At 71.7% G+C, this 16,628-nt stretch carries 13 protein-coding genes; 4 read left to right on the top strand and 9 right to left on the bottom strand.

From position 1 onward, the window contains the following. The 5 genes from ACZ7DL_RS37975 to tkt all read right to left on the bottom strand — a co-directional run. On the bottom strand, nt 1-849 hold an 849-nt coding region (locus ACZ7DL_RS37975), incomplete at its 3' end, for a glucose-6-phosphate isomerase (RefSeq protein ID WP_470781500.1). A gap of 1 nt (nt 850) precedes the next feature. Next, on the bottom strand, nt 851-1,777 hold the full coding sequence (opcA, locus tag ACZ7DL_RS37970) for a glucose-6-phosphate dehydrogenase assembly protein OpcA (RefSeq protein WP_470781499.1): 927 nt from the start codon (nt 1,775-1,777) through the stop codon (nt 851-853). After that, the gene (gene zwf / locus ACZ7DL_RS37965; protein ID WP_470781497.1) at nt 1,774-3,360 is read right to left on the bottom strand and encodes a glucose-6-phosphate dehydrogenase; all 1,587 of its coding nucleotides are present in this window, start codon (nt 3,358-3,360) and stop codon (nt 1,774-1,776) included. Before zwf ends, opcA begins: the two co-directional genes overlap by 4 nt. Next, a complete protein-coding gene (gene tal / locus ACZ7DL_RS37960) occupies nt 3,357-4,502 on the bottom strand; it encodes a transaldolase (protein WP_470781496.1) in 1,146 nt (381 codons plus the stop codon). Before tal ends, zwf begins: the two co-directional genes overlap by 4 nt. A gap of 45 nt (nt 4,503-4,547) precedes the next feature. Then, a complete protein-coding gene (gene tkt / locus ACZ7DL_RS37955; protein ID WP_470781494.1) occupies nt 4,548-6,623 on the bottom strand; it encodes a transketolase in 2,076 nt (691 codons plus the stop codon). A gap of 146 nt (nt 6,624-6,769) precedes the next feature. Between tkt and ACZ7DL_RS37950 the strand changes: the two genes are divergently transcribed. After that, a complete protein-coding gene (locus tag ACZ7DL_RS37950; RefSeq protein ID WP_470781492.1) occupies nt 6,770-7,711 on the top strand; it encodes a helix-turn-helix domain-containing protein in 942 nt (313 codons plus the stop codon). Nucleotides 7,712-7,999: 288 nt separating this feature from the next. Here the strand turns inward: ACZ7DL_RS37950 and ACZ7DL_RS37945 are convergent, their stop codons facing one another. After that, entirely contained in the window at nt 8,000-9,394 is a 1,395-nt protein-coding gene (locus ACZ7DL_RS37945) for a glycoside hydrolase family 16 protein (RefSeq protein WP_470781490.1), read from the bottom strand. Nucleotides 9,395-9,588: 194 nt separating this feature from the next. Then, nucleotides 9,589-9,897 (bottom strand): hypothetical protein, encoded by a 309-nt coding sequence (locus tag ACZ7DL_RS37940; RefSeq protein ID WP_470781488.1) that lies wholly within the window; start codon nt 9,895-9,897, stop codon nt 9,589-9,591. Between the two features lie 261 nt (nt 9,898-10,158). Between ACZ7DL_RS37940 and ACZ7DL_RS37935 the strand changes: the two genes are divergently transcribed. Next, nucleotides 10,159-11,496, top strand: coding sequence for a 6-phospho-beta-glucosidase (locus ACZ7DL_RS37935; protein WP_470781486.1), 1,338 nt, complete (start codon nt 10,159-10,161; stop codon nt 11,494-11,496). Between the two features lie 51 nt (nt 11,497-11,547). Here ACZ7DL_RS37935 and ACZ7DL_RS37930 read toward each other — a convergent pair whose 3' ends face one another. After that, nucleotides 11,548-13,233: a carbohydrate binding domain-containing protein gene (locus ACZ7DL_RS37930; RefSeq protein ID WP_470781484.1), complete on the bottom strand. Its 1,686-nt coding sequence runs from the start codon at nt 13,231-13,233 to the stop codon at nt 11,548-11,550. Nucleotides 13,234-13,408: 175 nt separating this feature from the next. Then, on the bottom strand, nt 13,409-14,530 hold the full coding sequence (locus ACZ7DL_RS37925; RefSeq protein WP_470781482.1) for an ATP-grasp domain-containing protein: 1,122 nt from the start codon (nt 14,528-14,530) through the stop codon (nt 13,409-13,411). Nucleotides 14,531-14,971: 441 nt separating this feature from the next. Between ACZ7DL_RS37925 and ACZ7DL_RS37920 the strand changes: the two genes are divergently transcribed. Both ACZ7DL_RS37920 and ACZ7DL_RS37915 read left to right on the top strand, forming a co-directional pair. Next, nucleotides 14,972-15,877, top strand: a complete 906-nt coding sequence (locus ACZ7DL_RS37920) for a metallophosphoesterase family protein (protein ID WP_470781480.1) — start codon at nt 14,972-14,974, stop codon at nt 15,875-15,877. Beyond that, complete coding sequence (locus ACZ7DL_RS37915; protein ID WP_470781478.1) at nt 15,825-16,526, top strand: 4'-phosphopantetheinyl transferase family protein; 702 nt, start codon at nt 15,825-15,827, stop codon at nt 16,524-16,526. The genes ACZ7DL_RS37920 and ACZ7DL_RS37915 overlap by 53 nt, the downstream gene beginning before the upstream one ends. The last annotated feature ends 102 nt before the right edge of the window (nt 16,527-16,628 follow it).

Here is a 16,628-nt window from a genome sequence, read left to right as displayed (position 1 = left end):
CATCAGGGAGAGGCCGATCGCCGAGTCGTACGAGTACCGGCCGCCGACCCAGTCCCAGAACTCGAACATGTTGTCCGGGTCGATGCCGAACTCGGTGACCTTCTCGGCGTTCGTGGACAGCGCCACGAAGTGCTTGGCGACGGCCTTCTCCTCGCCGTCGAAGGCATTCAGCAGCCAGGAGCGCGCCGAGGTGGCATTGGTGATCGTCTCGATCGTGGTGAACGTCTTGGACGCCACGATGAACAGCGTCTCCGCCGGGTCCAGGTCGCGGGTCGCCTCGTGCAGGTCGGAGCCGTCCACGTTCGACACGAAGCGGAACGTCAGGTCCCGTGCGGTGTAGGGGCGCAGTGCCTCGTACGCCATCGCCGGGCCGAGGTCGGAGCCGCCGATGCCGATGTTGACGACGTTCCGGATCCGCTTGCCGGTGTGTCCGGTCCACTCGCCGGAGCGGACCCGGTCGGCGAAGCCGGCCATCTGGTCCAGCACCGCGTGCACCTTCGGTACGACGTTCTCGCCGTCGACCTCGATCACCGTGTCCCGCGAGGCGCGCAGCGCGGTGTGCAGCACCGCCCGCCGCTCGGTGATGTTGATCTTCTCGCCGCGGAACATGGCGTCCCGCAGCGCGAACACGCCGGTGGCGGTGGCGAGTTCCTGGAGCAGGGCCAGGGTCTCGTCCGTGATCAGATGCTTGCTGTAGTCGATGTACAGGTCGCCGACCCGCACGACGTACCGCTCGGCGCGGCCGGGGTCCGCCGCGAACAGCTCGCGCAGCCGCGGCTGGCCCTGCGCGCGATGGTCGGCGAGGGCCGTCCACTCGGGCCGGTGGGTGAGCTTCGGAAACTCGGCCATCTCAGGCGTTCTCCTTGGTGGCCTCGCCCTGGAGGGCGATGGCGTACATCTCGTCGGCGTCGAGGCGGCGCAGCTCCTCGGCGATGAGTTCAGAGGTGGGGCGGACCTTCAGGGCCAGGGTGCGCGGTGGCTGGCCCGGCAGGGTCAGCGTGGCGAGGGGCCCTTCGGGACGGTCGATCACGATCTCGCCGGTGTCGGTGCCGAGGCGTACGGCCGTGACGACCGGCCCCCCGGTGACCACGCGGTCCACGGACACCTTCAGGCGGGCCTCCAGCCAGCGGGCCAGCAGTTCGGCGCTGGGGTTGTCCGCCTCCGCCTCGACGGCAGCCGAGGTCACCTTGACGCGGGCCTGGTCCAGGGCGGCGGCCAGCATCGACCGCCACAGCGTGAGCCGGGTCCAGGCGAGGTCGGTGTCGCCGGGGGCGTAGCTGCGGGCGCGGCTCTCCAGGATCTCCATCGGCCGCTCGACCGCGTACAGGTCGGTGATCCGCCGCTGGGCCAGCGCGCCCAGGGGGTCCTTCGACGGGGCGTCGGGCGCGTCCACCGGCCACCACACGACGACGGGCGCGTCCGGCAGCAACAGCGGCAGGACGACCGAGTCGGCGTGGTCGGACACCTCGCCGTAGGTGCGCAGCACCACCGTCTCGCCGGTGCCGGCCTCGGAGCCGACGCGCACCTCGGCGTCCAGCCGCGAGTGGGTGCGGTCGCGCAGCGTGCGGGCGTGCCGCTTGATGACGACCAGGGTGCGCGAGGGGTGCTCGTGCGAGGCCTCCTCGGCGGCCCTGATCGCGTCGTAGGCGTTCTCCTCGTCCGTGACGATGACCATCGTCAGGACCATGCCCACGGCCGGCGTGCCGATGGCGCGGCGACCCTGCACCAGCGCCTTGTTGATCTTGCTTGCCGTGGTGTCGGTCAGGTCGATCTTCATGGCCTGCGCCAGCTCCGTCCGTCTCGTGCGAGCATCTCGTCGGCTTCCGTCGGGCCCCAGCTGCCCGACGCGTACTGCGCCGGCCTGCCGTGCGCCGCCCAGTACTCCTCGATCGGGTCGAGGATCTTCCAGGACTCTTCCACTTCCTGGTGACGGGGGAACAAATTGGCGTCGCCGAGGAGTACGTCCAGGATGAGCCGCTCGTACGCCTCCGGGCTCGACTCGGTGAACGACTCGCCGTAGGCGAAGTCCATCGACACGTCCCGGATCTCCATCGAGGTGCCCGGCACCTTCGACCCGAACCGCACGGTCATGCCCTCGTCCGGCTGGACGCGGATGACGATCGCGTTCTGGCCCAGCTCCTCGGTCGCCGTGGAGTCGAACGGGGAGTGCGGGGCCCGCTTGAAGACCACCGCGATCTCGGTGACCCGACGGCCGAGCCGCTTGCCGGTGCGCAGGTAGAAGGGGACGCCCGCCCAGCGGCGGTTGTCGATGCCCAGCTTGATGGCTGCGAAGGTGTCGGTCTTCGACTTCGGGTCGATGCCCTCCTCCTGGAGGTAGCCGACGACCTTCTCGCCGCCCTGCCAGCCGGCCGCGTACTGGCCGCGTACGGTGTGCCGGCCCAGCTCCTCCGGAAGGCGCACCGACTTCAGCACCTTCAGCTTCTCGGTGAGCAGCGCCTCGGCGTCGAACGCGATCGGCTCCTCCATGGCGGTCAGCGCCATCAGCTGGAGCAGGTGGTTCTGGATGACGTCCCGGGCGGCGCCGATGCCGTCGTAGTACCCGGCCCGGCCGCCGATGCCGATGTCCTCGGCCATGGTGATCTGCACATGGTCGACGTACGACCGGTTCCAGATCGGCTCGTACATCTGGTTGGCGAAGCGCAGCGCCAGGATGTTCTGGACGGTCTCCTTGCCGAGGTAGTGGTCGATCCGGAACACCTGGTCCGGCTCGAACACGTCGTGCACGATCGCGTTCAGCTCGCGGGCACTGGCCAGGTCGTGCCCGAACGGCTTCTCGATGACCGCGCGCCGCCAGGAGCCCTCCGGAGGGCTCGCCAGGCCGTGCTTCTTCAGCTGCTGCGCGACCTTGGGGAAGAACTTCGGCGGCACCGACAGGTAGAAGGCGAAGTTGCCGCCGGTGCCGCGGGAGGCGTCCAGCTCCTCCACGGCGTCCTTCAGCTGCTTGAAGGCGGTGTCGTCGTCGAAGTCACCGGGGATGAACCGCATGCCCTCGGCGAGCTGCTGCCACACCTCCTCGCGGAACGGGGTCCGGGAGTGCTCGCGGACGGAGTCGTGGACGACCTGCGCGAAGTCCTGGTCCTCCCACTCGCGGCGGGCGAACCCGACGAGGGAGAAGCCCGGCGGCAGCAGTCCGCGGTTGGCCAGGTCGTAGACGGCCGGCATCAGCTTCTTGCGGGACAGGTCGCCGGTCACACCGAAGATGACCAGGCCGGACGGCCCGGCGATGCGGGGCAGCCGGCGGTCGCGGGCGTCCCGCAGCGGGTTCACCCAGTCGGCGGCCGGCGAGACCGGCAGGCGCACCTCCCCGGATGCCGGTGCGGCGGCTGCGTTCTCGGTCATCGGGCGTCAACTCCCTTGCTCTTCAGGGACTCGGTGACGGCGTCCAGCAGCTCTTGCCAGGCCGCCTCGAACTTGGCGACGCCCTCGTCCTCCAGTTGCTGGACGACCTCGTCGTACGAGACGCCGAGCCGCTCGACGGCGGCCAGGTCGGCACGGGCCCGGGCGTAGCCGCCGGTCACCGTGTCGCCGGTGATCTCGCCGTGGTCGGCGACGGCGTTCAGGGTGGCCTCGGGCATGGTGTTGACGGTGCCCGGCGCGACCAGCTCGTCCACGTACAGGGTGTCCTTGTACGCGGGGTCCTTCACTCCGGTGGAGGCCCACAGCGGGCGCTGCCTGTTCGCCTTGTCACCGGCGAGCGCCAGCCAGCGATCGGAGCCGAACACCTCTTCGTACGCCTCGTAGGCGAGGCGGGCGTTGGCGAGGGCCGCGCGGCCCTTGAGGGTGAGGGCCTCCTCGGTGCCGAGGGCGGTCAGCCGCTTGTCGATCTCGGAGTCCACGCGGGAGACGAAGAAGGACGCCACCGAGTGGATCGTGGACAGGTCGACGCCGCGCTCGCGGGCCTTCTCCAGGCCGGCCAGGTAGGCGGCCATGACCTCGCGGTAGCGCTCCAGGGAGAAGATCAGGGTCACGTTGACGCTGATGCCGAACCCGATGACCTCGGTGATCGCCGGCAGGCCCGCCTTCGTCGCCGGGATCTTGATCATCACGTTGGGCCGGTCGACCAGCCAGGCGAGCTGCTTGGCCTCGGCGACGGTCGCCTCGGTGTCGTGCGCGAGGCGGGGATCGACCTCGATGGAGACCCGGCCGTCCCGCCCGCCCGTGGCGTCGTACACGTCACGCAGGATGTCGGCGGCGTCGCGCACATCGGCGGTCGTCATCATCCGCACGGCCTCGTCCACCGTCACACCCCGTACGGCGAGGTCGGCCAGCTGCTCCTCGTAGCCCTCGCCCGAGCCGATGGCGGCCTGGAAGATCGAGGGGTTCGTCGTGACACCGACGGCGCTTCCGCTCGCCACCAGCTCGGCGAGGCTGCCCGAGGTGATCCGCCTCCGCGACAGGTCGTCCAGCCAGATGGACACGCCCTCGTCGGCGAGGCGCTTGAGGGCTCCCGGGGTCGCGATTGCTTCGGTCACAGTGATCATCTTTCTTCTTGCGTCGGTTTCGGGCGTCGGGTGTCGGCGCCGGTGTCAGGCGCGCGCGGCGGCGAGCGACTCGCGGGCCGCGGCGGCGACGTTCTCGGGGGTGAAGCCGAACTCGGCGAACAGGGTCTTGGCGTCGGCGGAGGCGCCGAAGTGCTCCAGCGAGACGATGCGTCCGGCGTCGCCGACGTACCGGTACCAGGTCAGGCCGATGCCCGCCTCGACGGCGACCCGGGCCTTCACGGCCGGCGGCAGCACTCGCTCGCGGTACTCGCGCGGCTGCTCCTCGAACCACTCCACGGACGGCATCGACACCACCCGCGTGCCGATTCCCTCGGACTCCAGCCGCTCCCGCGCGGCCACGGCCAGCTGCACCTCGGAGCCCGTCGCGATGATGATCACCTCCGGGACCTCCGTCGAGGACTCGCGCAGTACGTAGCCGCCCTTGGACGCGTCCTCGTTCGGCGCGTATGTCGGCACGCCCTGGCGGGTCAGCGCGAGCCCGTGCGGGGCGGGGTGCGTGGCGTGCCTCTTCAGGATCTCGGCCCAGGCGATCGCGGTCTCGTTGGCGTCCGCCGGGCGGACGACGTTCAGGCCCGGGATCGCGCGCAGCGAGGCCAGGTGCTCGACCGGCTGGTGGGTGGGGCCGTCCTCGCCGAGGCCGATGGAGTCGTGCGTCCACACGTACGTCACCGGCAGCTGCATCAGCGCCGACATACGGACGGCGTTGCGCATGTAGTCGGAGAAGACGAGGAAGGTGCCGCCGTAGACGCGGGTGTTGCCGTGCAGGGCGATGCCGTTCAGCTCCGCGGCCATGGAGAACTCGCGGATGCCGAAGTGGACGGTACGGCCGTACGGGTCGGCCTCCGGCAGCGGGTTGCCCTTCGGCAGGAAGGAGCTGGACGCGTCGATGGTGGTGTTGTTCGAGCCGGCGAGGTCGGCGGAGCCGCCCCACAGCTCGGGAATGACCGGGCCGAGCGCCTGGAGCACCTTGCCGGAGGCGGCGCGGGTGGCGACCGCCTTGCCCTCCTCGAACACCGGCAGCGCGTCCTGCCAGCCCTCGGGCAGCTCGCCCTTGCCGATCCGGTCGAAGAGTCCGGCGCGCTCCGGGTCGGCCGTGCGCCACTCGGCGATCCGCTTGTCCCAGGCCGCGTGCGCCTCGGCACCCCGGTCCAGGGCTCGGCGGGTGTGCCGCAGGACCTCGTCGGCGACCTCGAAGCTCTGCTCCGGGTCGAAGCCGAGGACGCGCTTGGTGGCCGCGACCTCCTCCTCGCCCAGCGCCGAGCCGTGCGCGGCCTCGGTGTTCCGCGCGTTGGGGGCGGGCCAGGCGATGATCGTGCGCATCGCGATGATCGAGGGCCGCTCGGTCTCGGCCCGGGCGGCCGTCAGCGCCGCGTACAGGGCGGCGACGTCGACGTCGCCGTCGGCGGTGGGCTCGATGCGCCGGGTGTGCCAGCCATAGGCCTCGTACCGCTTCAGCACGTCCTCGGAGAACGCGGTCGCGGTGTCGCCCTCGATGGAGATGTGGTTGTCGTCGTAGAGGAAGACCAGGTTGCCGAGCTTCTGGTGGCCGGCGAGCGAGGAGGCCTCGGCGGAGACGCCTTCCTGCAGGTCGCCGTCGGAGACGATCGCCCAGATGGTGTGGTCGAAGGGGGAGGTGCCGGCGGGGGCGTCCGGGTCGAACAGGCCGCGCTCGTAGCGGGCGGCCATCGCCATGCCGACGGCGTTGGCGACGCCCTGGCCGAGCGGGCCGGTGGTGGTCTCGACGCCGGCGGTGTGCCCGTACTCGGGGTGGCCGGGCGTCTTGGAGCCCTGGGTCCGGAAGGCCTTCAGGTCGTCCAGCTCCAGCTCGTACCCGGCGAGGAACAGCTGCGTGTAGAGGGTCAGCGAGGTGTGGCCGGGGGAGAGCACGAAGCGGTCACGGCCGGTCCACTCAGGGTCGGCCGGGTCGTGACGCATCACCTTCTGAAAGATCGTGTACGCGGCAGGCGCCAGGCTCATCGCGGTGCCCGGGTGGCCGTTGCCCACCTTCTGGACCGCGTCGGCCGCGAGAAGTCGGGCGGTGTCCACGGCGCGCCGGTCCAGGTCGGTCCACTCGAAGCTGTCGGAAGTCTGCTGGTTCATCTTCAAGAAGTCCTCGTTCAATGCGGAAAAGCGGGCCGGACACGTTCAAACTTAAAAGTCTGACTTTTTCGAGGAAAGGTCGGGGTGTGTCAGCCTGTGGTGAATCTGGGACAGCGATCGCGCGACAGGGACGGCACGAAAAGGGCATGACCGACAGAACATGGCAAGCCGTCGGCGGTGACGTCGACGGCACCGACGACACCGGCGACGACGGCAGCACGGGACGCGACGGGATCAGAACCTTCCCCTTCCCTGCCGAGCTGGCCGTCGGCGGCGTGGGCATGCAGATCGGCCCCATGGGCACCGACCGCACCTGGCACGCCGAGGCCCCCCTGCACCGCGTCCACCGCATCGACTTCCATGTGGTCATGCTCTTCACCGACGGCCCCGTACGGCACATGATCGACTTCACCGAGTACGAGGCCACCACCGGCGACCTGCTGTGGATCCGCCCCGGACAGGTCCACCGGTTCGCGCCGGAGTCCGGGTACCGCGGAACCGTGCTGACCATGCAGCCCGGCTTCCTGCCCCACGCCACCGTCGAGGCCACCGGCCTGTACCGCTACGACCTGCCGCCGCTGCTGCACCCCGATCCGGCCCAGCTCACCGCGCTCCAGGCCTCCCTCGACCAGCTCCGGCGCGAGTACGAGGACACCGCCACGCTCCCGCTCAGCCTGCACACGGCCGTCCTGCGGCACTCGTTGACCGCGTTCCTGCTGCGCCTCGCCCATCTCGCCGCCAGCTCCGCGGAGACCTCCCGGCAGCACGCCGACAGCACCTTCACCCGATTCCGGGACGCCGTCGAGCAGGGATTCGCCACCAATCACAGCGTCAGCGCCTACGCCGACGCCCTCGGTTACTCGCGCCGCACCCTGGTCCGCGCCGTCCGCGCGGCCACCGGCGAGACCCCGAAGGGCTTCATCGACAAGCGGGTGGTCCTGGAGGCCAAACGCCTCCTCGCCCACACGGACCTGCCGATCGGCCGCGTCGGGGTGGCCGTCGGTTTCCCCGACGCGGCGAACTTCTCCAAGTTCTTCCATCTGCACACCGGCCAGACACCGGTGGCCTTCCGCGCGGAGCTGCGCTAGCCCGTCCGGCCTGCGTCGGCAGCACCGCCTGCCGCCCCCCACAGGCCCCCGCTGTCGCAGGTCACTTCGGTGGAGCCGGACGGCGTCCGCACCGCCGAGACGCATACCGGCGCCGCCGCCGTGTGCCCCCCGCCCACCTCTCTGACGCTCCCGCTCACCTGCCGGCACTGCCGGGCAGACGCCGATCCGTCCCCGCTGCGGGATGCGGCGCGGGGACGGATCGACGTCACTCCGGTCGACGCGGGGCAGGGCCGGGCCGGCAGCACCGGCCCTGCGTCGTCTGCGCGGTCAGTGGCCGAAGGCGAACCAGTTCACGTTCACGAAGTCGGCCGGCTGGCCGCTGGTGAAGGTGAGGTAGACGTCGTGCGTGCCGGTGACCGCGCCGATGTTGGCCGGGACGGTGCGCCAGGACTGCCAGCCGCCCGTGCCGGCCACGGCGAAGCTGCCGACGGGCGCGTTGCCGCGGCTGTCCAGGCGCACCTCGACCAGACCGCTGACCCCGCTCGCGGCGCCGCTCGCGACCCGCGCGTAGAACTGCTTCGCGGCCGTCGAGCCGAAGTCGACGCCCTTGTACAGCGCCCAGTCGCCGTTCGCCAGGGACCCGATGTCCCGGCCGCCGCCGGTGTCCGTGGTGGTCTCCGCGACGACGCCGGACTGGCTGTCGTAGGACTCGGCCTGGATGGCGCTGTAGGCGTCCCGGTTGCCGGACGGCGGGGGAGTGGTGCCGCCGCCGGAGGACTGGAGGACCTGTACGTAGTCGACGGTCATCGGGTGGCCCGGCTCGGTCCCGCTGTCCGGGCCGCCGCCGAACGCGGCCGGGAAGCCGCCGCCCATCGCGACGTTGAGGATGAGGAAGTAGCCGTGGTTGGTGGCGTTCGCCCACGTCGTCGCGTCGACCTGGTTCGCCCGCACCGTGTGGAAGTTGACGCCGTCGAGGAAGAAGCGGATCTCCTCGGGGCTGGTCGAGCGGTCCCACTCCATCGCGTAGGTGTGGAAGCCGGCCTGACAGGTGGTGCCGGCGCAGGAGGTGGAGCCGCCGATGCCGGAGGTCTCGTTGCACGGGCCGCCCGGGTTGGTGCCGCAGTGCACCGTGGCCCAGTCCGTGTTCAGGCCCTGGACGTTCTCCATGATGTCCAGCTCGCCGATGCTCGGCCAGTTCCAGTAGTTGCCGCGGAACGGCGCGCCCAGCATCCAGAACGCCGGCCAATAGCCCTTGGCGGCGGTGCCGGTGACGTTCGGCAGCTGGATCCGGGCCTGGACGCGCAGCTTCCCGCCGGCCGGGGGCTGGAAGTCGGTGCGCGTGGTCTCGATCCGGCCGGAGGTCCAGTTGCCGGCGGCGTCGCGGCGCGGGGTGATGAGCAGGTTGCCGTTTCCGTCCAGCGCGACGTTGCTTCTGCTCGACGTCATCGTCTCGACCTCGCCGGTGCCCCAGTTCGCGGCGCCGCCGGGGTACGAGGTTCCGGTGTCGTACTGCCAGTCGGCCGTGTTCACGCCGGAGCCGGCCGCGCCGTTGAAGTCGTCCACGAAGACCTGGGTCCAGCCCGAGGGCGGGGTGGGGGCGGAGGCGTCGGCGGGGGCGGTGGCGGCCGTGGCGATGGCCGCCGCGAGGCCGAGCGTGGCCGCCACGGCGACGAGCGCGCGCCGCAGCGGGCGAGGTCTGGGAGTGCCGGAGGAAGCGCTCATGAGGGAGCCTCTCGGGTACGGGTGTGCGGGGTGGTGAGAGCGCTCCCATGCATGACTGAGAGCGCTCTCAGGATGCGGCCAATGTGCTCCCCGGCCCTTCGACCGTCAAGAGTTGAAGCAAGGAAACCCCCTTGCCCGCAGGAGAGTTCACCGGCAGAAGCCGCCCGTACCGGCGCAGACCGCGCTGCCCGCCGTCAGCCGGCCCGCGACAGGCCCCGGCCGTTGAGCCCGTCGGCCTGGGTGTCGGGCAGCGCGGCGCGGGTGGAGCGCCGGCTCTCCGCGTCGAGCCGCGGCGCACGGGCCGGCGCCGAGCCGGACGTCCAGGGAGGCCGGCCGGTGCCGGACACCGGCCGGGGCGCGGCCACCGCCCGGAGCCGGGTCCGCGGCGCGCACACCTCCGTACCGCTCGGCGCCCACGGCTCGTCCCCGGCCGTCACCATCCGCAGCGTCAGCCAGGCGGCGGTGCCGTCGTTCGGCAGCTCCAGCGGCAGCGGTACGGCCACTGGTCCCCGAACTCCCGGATGACGCCGTCCGGAAGACCCGGCGTGGACTCGATGGCCGCCCGGTGGTTCCGCGCAGTGGCTCCGTGCAGGGGCGGTCGCTGCGCCAGGGGACACGACCGTGGTGCACGTGCCGGCCGGGCGGGCCGTGGTCACGGCGGATGACAAGGTGGTACCGATCGCCGACTCCGCCGGGAGCCGGGCACGGGCGCGGGCACGGCGGGGATCCGCGAAGAAGGATGCAGCGTGAGGAAGGGTGCGGACGTGAGACTGACGATTCTGGGCGGTGGCGGGTTCCGGGTGCCGCTGGTCTACGGTGCGCTGCTCACCGACCATGCCGAGGGGCGGGTCACCGAGGTCGTGCTGCACGACCTGGACGACCGCCGGCTGCGTGCGGTGACCCGTGTCCTGGTGGAGCAGGCCGCCGGTGTCCCGGACGCGCCCCGGGTGACCGCCACCACGGATCTCGACCAGGCCCTGCTCGGCGCCGACTTCGTCTTCTCCGCGATCCGTGTCGGCGGCCTGGAAGGCCGGGCGAACGACGAACGGGTCGCGCTCGCGGAAGGGGTGCTGGGCCAGGAGACCGTCGGCGCGGGCGGCATCGCCTACGGTCTGCGCACAGTGCCCGTCGCCCTCTACATCGCCCGGCGTGTGGCCCGCCTGGCCCCGGACGCGTGGGTCATCAACTTCACCAACCCGGCCGGCCTGGTCACCGAGGCCATGGCCCGCCACCTCGGCGACCGCGTCATCGGCATCTGTGACTCGCCGGTCGGCCTGGGCCGCCGTATCGCCCGCGTCCTCGGCGCCGACCCGCAGGAAGCCTTCATCGACTACGTCGGCCTCAACCACCTCGGCTGGGTGCGGGCCCTGCGCGTCGCCGGACGCGACCAGCTCCCGCGCCTGCTCGCCGACCCGGCGCTGCTCGGCTCCTTCGAGGAGGGAAAGCTCTTCGGCGCCGACTGGCTGCGGTCGCTCGGCGCGATTCCCAACGAGTACCTGCACTACTACTACTTCAACCGGGAGACCGTCCGCGCGTACCAGGAGGCCGGGCGGACCCGCGGCGCCTTCCTGCGCGAGCAGCAGGCCCGGTTCTACGAGGAGGCGAGCGACCCCGGCGTCTCCGCCCTGGCCGCCTGGGACCGCACGCGCGCCGAACGCGAGGCGACCTACATGGCCGAGAACCGGGAGAGCGCCGGCGCCGGCGAACGCGAGGCCGACGACCTGTCCGGCGGGTACGAGAAGGTCGCCCTCGCCCTGATGCGGGCCATCGCCCGGGACGAACGCACCACCCTGATCCTCAACGTCCGCAACCGCTCCACGCTGTCCGTCCTGGACGCCGAGGCGGTCATCGAGGTCCCGTGCCTGGTCGGCGCGAGCGGCGCCCACCCGCTCGCCACCGGTCCGCTGCCCGGCCACGCCACCGGCCTGGTCTGCTCGGTCAAGGCCGTCGAGCGGGAGGTGCTCGCCGCCGCCGACTCCGGTTCCCGGGCGGCCGCCGTGAAAGCCTTCGCGCTGCATCCGCTGGTCGACTCGGTCACCGTCGCCCGCAGGCTGGTCGAGCGCTACACCGAGGTCCATCCGGGCCTGGCCTACCTGACGTGAGCGCGGAGGGCCGCTTGGCCGAGCGGCCCTCCGCCGTACCCGACCGGGACCTCAGCCGGTGAAGCCGGCCGTGATTGCGGTGAACTGCCAGTTGCTCTGGCTGATGCCGGAGCAGTTCTCGGCGACACCGCCGCCCGGGCAGGGCCGGTCGCGGTTGACCGACCAGAACGCGAGCCGCGCGATGTGGTGGGAGTTCGCCCACTCGCGGATCTGGGTCCAGATCGCCGGAGAGGTCGTCTCCTGCTGGTCGGACAGGCCGTTCATGCCGGAGATGCCGATGTGCGCGTAGGCGGTCGCGTCGTCCCAGCCGAAGGTGGACTTCAGCTTGTTCTTCAGCCCCTCCGTCGCGTTCACGGTGTTGCCGTACATGTCCGAGCCGCCGCCGAAGTCGAACGGCATGATGGTGAACACGTCGATGTTCGCGCCGAGCGACTGCGCCTGCTCGATGAGCCGGTTGCCGTAGTACGTCGGCCCGGTGGTGGACGTGCCGAACGTGACGATCGTCTTCAGGCCCGGGTTGCCGGCCTTGACGGTCTTCAGCGCGGTGAGGATCCTCGCCTGTACGGCCTCGTTCTCGAACTCGTCCGTGTTCTCGATGTCGAAGTCGATGGCCTTCAGGCCATAGGCGTCGACCACCTTCTGGATCGCCCCCGCGAGCGCGCTCGCGGAGGAGCAGTTGGCGCCGAGCTTGCTGCCCTGCCAGCCGCCGAACGACGGGACGATGTCGCCGCCCGCGGACCGGATCTGGTTGATCGCCGTCTGGTCCACACCGCCGGTGAGCGCCCGGCTGCCGTCCCAGGCCGGGGTGCAGCCGCCGGAGTCCAGCACGAACGCCATCGTGAACCACTTGGTCCCGGTCGCGCTCATCACCGTCACCGGATTGGGCGGGTCGCCCCAGCCCTCGTACAGGTAGGGCGCGGCCTGCTTGAAGCCGGTGCCGCCGCCGCTGCCCGCGTCGGTCGTGACGGTCACCGAGTTGGAGGCGGGCGAGGTGTTGCCGGCTGCGTCCCGCGCCTTCACCGTGAAGGTGTAACTCGTGCTCGGCGACAGCCCGCTGACCGTGGCGGACGTACCGGAGACGCTGAGGAGCTGGTTGGCGCCGCTCCAGATGTCGTACGCCGTCACGCCCACGTCGTCCGTGGCGGCGTTCCACTTCAGCGACACGCTCGACGACGTCTTGCCGGTGGAGGTGAGCCCGCTGGGCGCGGTCGGCGCCTGGGTGTCACCGCCGCCTCCGCCGTCGGGGCCGTCCAGGCTGATGTCGTCGGCGTAGTAGGTGCCCTGGGCGTACCAGCCGTGCACATAGATGGTGGCGCTGGTCTGCGATGCGCCGGTGGTGAAGGAGAGGCTGAGCCGGCTGTACGCCGACGGGGACGAGGTCCAGGTGGAGGTGCCGCCGTTGACGCCGAGGTACACGTAACTGCCGCGCACCCAGCCGCCCAGGGTGTACGTCGTGTTCGGCTGGACGGCGACCGTCTGGCTGCACTGCGCGTTGTCGCTCGACGTCACCGCGCCCTGGAGCGCCTTGCCGCCGCTGTGCACGGGGGAGGAGACGACCGAGCCGAGGTTGCCGGTGCAGGTCCAGGGGGAGAGACTGCCCGACTCGAAGCCGGGATTGGCCAGGACGTCGGCCGCGTGGGCCGGGCCGGGAAGGGCGACGGCCCCGCCGAGGGCGAGAGCGGCGGAGCCGAGCAGAGCGAGAAGCCGGCGTCTGGAACGCCCGAGTGTGTCGCGCACGCGATCTCCCTGTGGGGATGGGGTGTTCGGGAGTGCAGGGGAGTGCGGAATCTGGTGCGCCAACGAATTTGGTATGGACCAATCTTCCTGTCAAGAAGGCGAACGGAATCGGTCCGCGCCCCGAAGGGAGCGCGGACCACTGCGCGCCGGCCACAACGTACCCGCGGCCGGCGTCCTAGAGCGGCAGCACCTCACCCGCCGAAGCGGTGTGCGCAGGCGCCGGCACGGCCGGCAGCAGAACCCCGGCCGGTTCCACCCGCTGCCGCGGAAGCGCCGCAGGCGCCAGCGGGCGCGGCCCCGACACCACCGTGTAGTCCTGGCCCAGGAACGGCGGTTCGATCACCCCGGGGTCCTCGCCCAGCGCCAACTGCACGGCGGCCCACGGCACGTTCACCCCACAGAGCGACAGCTGATGCAGGCCGCCGGCGGGCCTCGTGTTGACGTCCAGCAGGACCGGGCGGTCACCGAGCATCCGGAACTGGATGTTGGACAGATGGTGCAGCCCGAAGCCCTCCGCGATCAGCCGGGCCGGTTCCAGCCACCGCTCGTCCAGGGTGAAGCCGCGGCGCCGGCCGTTCTTGGTACGGCCCACCGCGAGCCGTACCCGGTTGTCCGGCCCGGTCAGGCAGTCGACGGACACCTCGGGCTGCTCCAGGCGCGGCATCACCAGCCAGTCCACGGGCTCCTCGGCCCGCTCCAGGGCGTCGACCACCAGGTCCAGCTGGACGTGCGGGCCCGGGAAGCCGTTCAGGTGCATGAGCGAGAAGGGGGCCCGGGTGATCACCCGGAAGCCCACCCCGCCCGCGCCGGCGGCCGGCTTGAAGCACGCCCGGTGCCCGGCCGCCTCCAGTTCCTCCACGGCGACGACGAGTTCGTCCGCCGTCCGCACCCGCCGCCACGGCGGCACCGGGACGCCCACCGAGCCGACCGCCGCGTACGCGGTCGCCTTGTCCTCGAACACGGCGACCGCCTCGGGCGTCGGCGCCAGCAGCGCCGTACCGGCCGCCGCGAACTCGGCCCGGTGCGCCACGATCGCGGCCTGATGCAGCCGGGGCACGAACACGTCGATACCGCGCCGGGCGCACTGGTCGAGGGCGTACTCGACGTACCCGGCCGGGGACAGGCCCTCCGGTTCCAGCTCGGCGGTGTCGGCGGCGGCCAGCACGGGGGAGTCGGGGTCGCCGTGCGTGGCATGGATCTCCACCGCGCGATCGCTGGGATTTCTCCGCAGCTGATCCATGAAGAACACGTTCTCCGCGTACGTGCGGTTGAGCCAGACGCGTACGCGAGAGAGCATGCAGGCCGCCTTTCGGGGTGTGCGGGCAGGGCGGAGCGGCCCGTGCCCGGGCAGGAGGAAGGAAGGATCACCAAACAGCCCTGTCGAAAGGGAAGTTGAGGGCCTCGGTGGTGGGGCGATCATACGGCTTTCAAGAGCCCGCTCGTGCAACGCGTGTGTTACGGATTCGTGGACCTCGCCCTGTCCCGGACCGAGCCCTGTCCCGGACCCCCTGCCCTGTCCCCGGACCTCCGGGCACGGCCCCGCCGCGGCGGCCCGCGCAGAGCCGGACCGGCGGAGACGGGGGCGGCGGCGTCCGCGTCCGACCCCGGGGTGAGGACCGCGGCGCCCCCGGCGCCCGTATTTCGGCCGGAAGCTGACACTCGGCCAGGTTGCTCTTGTCCCGGGACGGGTGCATGTGTTCTCGTGGTGCCATCGGATGATCGGAAAGGGGTGCGCGGGGTGGAGTCGACGGCCGGGGCCGGACAGCTGCTGGCCATCAGTGACCTGCACATCAGCTATCCGGAGAACCGCGCCCTGGTCGAGGGCATGCGGCCCGAGAGCGAGGACGACTGGCTCATCGTCGCCGGTGACGTCGGGGAGACCGTCGCCGACATCCGCTGGGCCCTCGGCACCCTCGCGAGCCGATTCCGCAAGGTGCTGTGGGCGCCCGGCAACCATGAGCTGTGGACCCACCCGAGCGACCCGGTCACCCTGCGCGGCGTCGCCCGCTACGAGCATCTGGTCGAGGTGTGCCGGGAGCTGGGAGTCGTCACCCCCGAGGACCCCTACCCGGTCTGGGACGGCCCCGGCGGCCCGGCCGTCGTCGCCCCGCTGTTCCTGCTGTACGACTACTCGTACCTGCCGGCCGGCTGCGCCACCAAGGCGCAGGGCCTGGCCTACGCGGAGAGCACGGGCATCGTCTGCAACGACGAGTACCTGCTGCACCCCGACCCCTACCCGACCCGTGAGGCATGGTGCCGGGCGCGGGTCGCCGAGACCGAGCGCAGGCTCGCCGAGCTGCCCACGGACCTCCCGACCGTGCTGGCCGGCCACTACCCGCTGGACCGGCACCCCACCGAGATCCTGTGGCACCCCGAGTTCGCCATGTGGTGCGGCACCACGCTGACCGCCGACTGGCACCGCCGGTTCCGGGTGGCCACGATGGTCTACGGCCATCTGCACATCCCCCGCACCACCTGGCACGACGGAGTCCGCTTCATGGAGGTCTCCGTGGGATACCCCCGCGAGTGGAGCAAGCGCCCGGAACCCCCGGGCAGGCTGCGCCGCATTCTGCCGATGGAGGTCGAAGCAGGTGATCGAGGAGCTGCTCCCGGAGTCGGTCGTGGCCGTGGAGGCGCACGCTGACGACCCGCTGTGGGACGCCCCGCTCTACCCGGAGGAGGCGGCGCTCGTCGTGCGCGCGGTGGCCAAGCGGCGCCGCGAGTTCGCCGCCGTACGCGGCTGCGCCCGGCGCGCCATGGAGAAGCTCGGCGTGCCGCCGCAGGCCGTGGTCAGCGGTGAGCGGGGCGCGCCGCGCTGGCCGGCCGGGCTGGTCGGCAGCATGACCCATTGCGACGGCTACTGCGCCGCCGCACTGGTCCGCGCCGCCGACCTCGTCTCCCTCGGCATCGACGCCGAACCGCACGGGCCGCTCCCGGAGGGCGTCGGTCCGTCCGTCTTCCTGCCCGCCGAGACCGAGCGGCTCGACCGGCTGGCCGCGCGGTGGCCCGCCGTGCACTGGGACCGGATCCTGTTCAGCGCCAAGGAGTCCGTCTACAAGGCGTGGTTCCCCCTCACCCGCAAGTGGCTGGACTTCTCCGAGGCCGACATCACCCTGTACCCGCACGCCGACGGCGAACCGCACGGCACTCTGCGCGCCGAACTCCTCGTCCCCGGCCCCCTGGTCGCCGGCCACCGGCTCCAGGTCTTCGAGGGCCGCTGGACGGTACGCGCCGGCGTGGTGGCCAGCTCCGTCGTCATACCCCACTCACCCGCGCCCGCACCGGCCTCCTGACGGCAGGCCCGGTCGGCGCACGGGCGGAGCCGGTGGGCAACCGCGGCTCGCAGCCGGCGTACGCCGGCGCCGTCGCGCGGTCCGTCGGTGACGGCGGCGGTG

The sequence above is a fragment of the Streptomyces sp. NPDC036984 genome, from assembly GCF_055607665.1.
The sequence above is the reverse complement of the archived record's forward strand: the minus strand, read 5'-3'. Positions and strand labels throughout refer to the sequence as shown.

What these genes read in the sequence shown, in the direction of transcription:
- opcA (WP_470781499.1), bottom strand. Translation starts at nt 1,777, where the DNA reads ATGAAGATCGACCTGACCGACACCACGGCAAGCAAGATCAACAAGGCG.
- zwf (WP_470781497.1), bottom strand. Translation starts at nt 3,360, where the DNA reads ATGACCGAGAACGCAGCCGCCGCACCGGCATCCGGGGAGGTGCGCCTG.
- tal (WP_470781496.1), bottom strand. Translation starts at nt 4,502, where the DNA reads ATGATCACTGTGACCGAAGCAATCGCGACCCCGGGAGCCCTCAAGCGC.
- tkt (WP_470781494.1), bottom strand. Translation starts at nt 6,623, where the DNA reads ATGAACCAGCAGACTTCCGACAGCTTCGAGTGGACCGACCTGGACCGG.
- ACZ7DL_RS37950 (WP_470781492.1), top strand. Translation starts at nt 6,770, where the DNA reads ATGACCGACAGAACATGGCAAGCCGTCGGCGGTGACGTCGACGGCACC.
- ACZ7DL_RS37945 (WP_470781490.1), bottom strand. Translation starts at nt 9,394, where the DNA reads ATGAGCGCTTCCTCCGGCACTCCCAGACCTCGCCCGCTGCGGCGCGCG.
- ACZ7DL_RS37925 (WP_470781482.1), bottom strand. Translation starts at nt 14,530, where the DNA reads ATGCTCTCTCGCGTACGCGTCTGGCTCAACCGCACGTACGCGGAGAAC.